Genomic DNA, 2,950 nt, shown 5'->3' on the forward strand with positions numbered 1-2,950 from the left:
GCGCCGGCGTGCCGGCTGGCGGCGGCGAACTGGCCCGCCCGGGCGTCCATCAGGGTCTGCCACTCGAAGGAAAGCTGGCCGCTCGAATCGTAGAGCAGAATGGGCCGGTGGCGGACATCAATGTACGCTTTCTCGGACAGCCGAAGGGTCGGGGCGAAAAAAAGATTTCCGTGACGCAGGCTCATGGCCCGCAGGAGGGCGTGCCCGTATCCGGGCATTTCATCCACCTGGGGAAGGTAGCCCGCACCGGTCCACAGGACGCGGGCGGCGGGGTGGGCCCGCAAGAGGGCCTCGAGCTCACCGGCGGCGGCATCGTCCGGGTCCATGCGGATGATGAGCGGGGCGCTCTTCTCCACGGCGAGGGCGATTAGTTTTTCGAACACTCCCCCGCGCAGGGGCGGCACGCCGGGCTTTTCGCTCTTCTCGCCCTCCGGGGGGTGGATCCGCAGGGGAATCAGCCCGATGCCGAAGGCACCCGATGCGAGCTGGCTCCGGGTTCGCTCCAGAAAGGCGCCATCCGGCCGGGCCCCCTCCACCCCGCTCCCTGCGGCGGTCAGGGGGATCAGACGGCCGGGGTGGCGGCGGACCGCCTCTGCGATGGTGCGCGCATCCGGGGCGGTGACGGCGGCGAGCGCCACATCCTCGCGGTCCATCTGCCGGATCAGAGCGTCGGTGTCCGTTTCCGCCTTGAGCGTGAGGGCAAGGTCGATGAGAGGAGTGTCACTCTTTTCCATGAACGCCCGGAGGGTTTTTCCGTAGCGGGCGATCTGCGCTTCGCGGGGCGTTTTCGGGGCGGCGGCGGACGGCAGGGGCGCCGGCTTGCGGGCGCACCCGAAACCGAAGGCGAGCCAGTAGAGGAGGATCATCCCCAGCGCAACCAGCCGCACGATCACCCCGAGCCATGAGGGCGCGGGCCTGCGGGGCGGATGTCTAAAGCGGCGGAGGAAGTCCATCACGGGCGCGCTAGTCATCGAGGATGGCGACCGCCCGGATGTGGGTGCCGGTCGCGCCCGTCCAGGAGAGCGGCAGGACGCTCGCCGTGAAGCCGTGCGCCCTCGGGATGGCGCCGAGGTTGGCGAGGTTTTCGATGTGCCAGTATTCGCGCTTCTGGAAGAGGCGGTGGCAGGGCCAGGGGTCCTTCCGGTCCATCATCTCCTGAATCGGCAGATCGAAGCCCGGGGCGTCGATGCCCATCACCTGCACCCCCTGATCGATGAGCCACTCGGCGCTCTCGCCGATCATTCCGGGATGGTCGGTCAGGTAGCGCGCCTCATCGTTGTAGCTGGCCGCCCCCGTCCAGATGAAGACGATTTCCCCGCCCTTGATCGTGTAGCTTTCCTTTACGAGCGCGGCCTGAAGGTCGGCGATCTCGATGGGCTCGCCCGGCTTTTTGCGGCGCAGATCGAGCCGGAGGCCCGGCCCGTAGCATTTATCAATGGGGATGGACTCGGACCAGGAGTCGTTCTGCCCGCCGTGGCTCCGCGCGTCGATGTGGGTGCCGCAGTGTTCGCTGAAGATGCAGACGCTGTGGGCGAAGAGCTCGGGAAAGCCCATCTTGTCCGTTCCGACGCGCTTCGCCGACTCGAAGGTCGTCTCCACCAGCTTGATGAGGGGCTGCAGCGTGCCGGGGTAGTGCTGCATGTTCTGGTGAACCGGCATCGAGAGATCGATGATCCGGGGCATGGTGTCTCCTTTCGGGCGCCTTTTTATTCCGCCCGGATCCGGCGCTCGGGCGTCCACTTCGTGAAGTCGAGCCACCAGCGCTCGCGCCGGATGTCGATGAGCTTCTCGCGCATGGCGGCGCTGCGGGGGGTGCCGAAGGCGGCCTCCTGCCAGGCGTCCGACCCAAGGACATCGAGGGTCTGGAGTTCGATGTAGGAGAGAAAGCGCCGCTCCCCCTGCGCCGTTTTCTGTATCTCGCTCTCCGCCGTCCGGATATCGGTGAGAGGCTCGTGTTTCTGGAAAAACCTGCCGCGCAGGACGCCCGGAAGGGCGGCGAGGCGGGGAAGATGCTCCTCTTCGTACCAGGCGATGAGTTCCTCGTCGGCCCCCGGCGCCCCGGTCGAGTTGAGGCGGACGGTGTAGGCGAAGGGGGCGTCCCAGTCCGGCTCCCCGCCCGCGGACGCCCTGAGTTCATAGACGGCGCGCTCGGCGTCCCGGATGAACTTCATGCTCTCTTTCGTCCAGGGGGAGGGGTTGTTGAGCGAGTTCAGATAGTAGTCGCTCCCGAAGGCCTCGAGGGTGTCGCCCTCGAAGATGTTCAGGGTGTTGTGCTGCTCGGCGCCCGCCGCGGCCTTGTAGCGGTGGAGCACCTGGAAGCCGGGGCCCTTGACCCGATCGGTCGAGTGCTCGCAGTTGTGCCACTGGCGGAAGTCCTCGTAGCGCTCGGCGGGCACGTTGATCCAGATGGCGGCGAGGGCCTGGTGCGCGGGTGCGGACACGGCGTTCTCTCTCCTCAGGGCCCCAGGACCTCGATCAGGTTCCCGTCGGGGTCCCGCAGGAAGACCATCTGGATCTCGGGGGTGCGGCGGATGGGCTCGCTCAGAAACTCCGCCCCCTTGCTCTTCCATTCCTTGTAGGTCGCCATGATGTCCTTCACCCACATGGTGACGTAGCGGTAGCCGCTCGCGCCGTCGATCCCGGCGGAGGTGGCGGGCGGCGCGCCCGGGAAGGAGATGAGCTTGAGGTTCACGTCCCCGAACTGCATGTACTGGATGTCGAAGCCCTCTTTCGAGACCCCGCCCGCGCGCGCCGACTCGGTGTCGAGGTTGATCTGGCGCGTGGGCTTCATCCCCAGCGTGTCGCGGTAGAAGGCGAGGGATTTTTCGATGTCGCGCACCACCAGACCGATGTCCAGAACGGGCCGCTGCAACTCCACCATGGTACCTTCCTCCCTAAAAGGAAAATCAATTCTCAGACTGGAAAACGCAATCTACGCAGAAAGTCTCTT

At 66.4% G+C, this 2,950-nt stretch carries 4 protein-coding genes; all 4 read right to left on the bottom strand.

Features of this window, described 5'->3' with window-relative positions; genetic code table 11:
- On the bottom strand, window positions 1–971 hold a 971-nt coding region (locus O2807_14070), incomplete at its 3' end, for a hypothetical protein (protein ID MDA1001628.1).
- Entirely contained in the window at window positions 964–1,683 is a 720-nt protein-coding gene (locus O2807_14075) for a cyclase family protein (protein ID MDA1001629.1), read from the bottom strand. The genes O2807_14075 and O2807_14070, both read right to left, overlap by 8 nt.
- A 23-nt stretch (window positions 1,684–1,706) precedes the next feature.
- Window positions 1,707–2,441, bottom strand: a complete 735-nt coding sequence (locus O2807_14080) for a hypothetical protein (protein ID MDA1001630.1) — start codon at window positions 2,439–2,441, stop codon at window positions 1,707–1,709.
- A gap of 14 nt (window positions 2,442–2,455) precedes the next feature.
- Entirely contained in the window at window positions 2,456–2,881 is a 426-nt protein-coding gene (locus O2807_14085; GenBank protein MDA1001631.1) for a VOC family protein, read from the bottom strand.
- Window positions 2,882–2,950: the final 69 nt, after the last annotated feature.

Source organism: bacterium (assembly GCA_027622355.1).
Lineage (GTDB): Bacteria > UBA8248 > UBA8248 > UBA8248 > UBA8248 > JAQBZT01.